The sequence below is a fragment of the Verminephrobacter aporrectodeae subsp. tuberculatae At4 genome, from assembly GCF_000193225.1.
In the GTDB taxonomy this organism is placed as follows: Bacteria; Pseudomonadota; Gammaproteobacteria; order Burkholderiales; family Burkholderiaceae_C; genus Acidovorax; species Acidovorax aporrectodeae.
Window position 1 is genome coordinate 1 of sequence record NZ_AFAL01001029.1, and the last position, 1,107, is coordinate 1,107.

The following is a 1,107-nucleotide window of genomic DNA, read 5'->3' on the forward strand; positions in this document are numbered from 1 at the left end:
GTCACAGCCTCAAGCATGTGCTGGCGGCGGGCGCGGCCTGGCCGGTGCTCGCCGCATTCGCGGCCGCGCACAATGGCGCGTGCGGTGCGGCGCCGCACGCACGGCACGCTTTCGACGCAGACGAGGAGAAACGCATGCACCGTCCCGAAGAAACCCCCTCATCCAGCGCCGCGCAGACGCATGCGCGCGCGAACCAGTTCCTCCTGCTGCGCCAGCGGCGTTTTGCGCCGTTCTTCTGGACGCAGTTCTCGGGCGCCGTGAACGACAACCTGCTGAAGTTTGCCTTCACGGTGATGGTGACTTACCAGCTCAGCGTGTCCTGGCTGCCGCCGGCGATGGCGGGGCTGGTGATCGGCGCGCTGTTCATCCTGCCATTCCTGCTGTTTTCTGCGACCTCGGGCCAGCTCGCGGACAAGTACGAGAAGGCCCGCATGATCCGCTTCGTGAAGAACCTGGAGATCGCCATCATGCTGGTGGCGGTGGGCGGGTTCGTGGCGGGCCATGTGCCGGCGCTGCTGCTGTGCACCTTTCTGATGGGGCTGCATTCCACGCTGTTCGGTCCGGTGAAGTATGCCTACCTGCCCCAGGTGCTCGGCGAGCGCGAGCTCACGGGGGGCAATGGCATGGTCGAGATGGGCACCTTTGCGGCCATCTTGCTGGGCAATCTGGCCGGGGGGCTGCTGGTGGCCTTGCCCGGCATGGGACACACCGCGGTGGCCGTGGCCTGCGTGGCCGCTGCGCTGCTCGGGCGCGCCGTGGCGCAGTTCATCCCCCCGGCGCCCGCGACCGACCCGGGGCTGGCGATCAACTGGAATCCGTTCTCGGAGACTTGGCGCAACCTCCGGCTCGCGCACCAGAGCGTCGTGGTCTTTCGCTCGCTGCTCGGAATCAGCTGGATGTGGTTCTTTGGCGCGGTGTTCCTGAGCCAATTCCCGAGCCTGTCCAAGGAGGTGCTGCACGGCAACGAGCAGGTCGCCTCGCTGCTGTTGCTGGTGTTCTCGGTCGGAATCGGCACCGGCTCGCTGCTGTGCGAGCGGCTCTCGCGCCGGCATGTGGAGATCGGCCTGGTGCCGCTGGGCGCGATCGGCATGAGCGTTTTCGCCATCG

General features: G+C 67.3%; 1 protein-coding gene. It reads left to right on the top strand.

Going from position 1 to position 1,107, the window contains the following annotated elements:
• Positions 1–134 precede the first annotated feature (134 nt).
• On the top strand, positions 135–1,107 hold a 973-nt coding region (locus tag VTU_RS0124720; protein WP_040894296.1), incomplete at its 3' end, for an MFS transporter.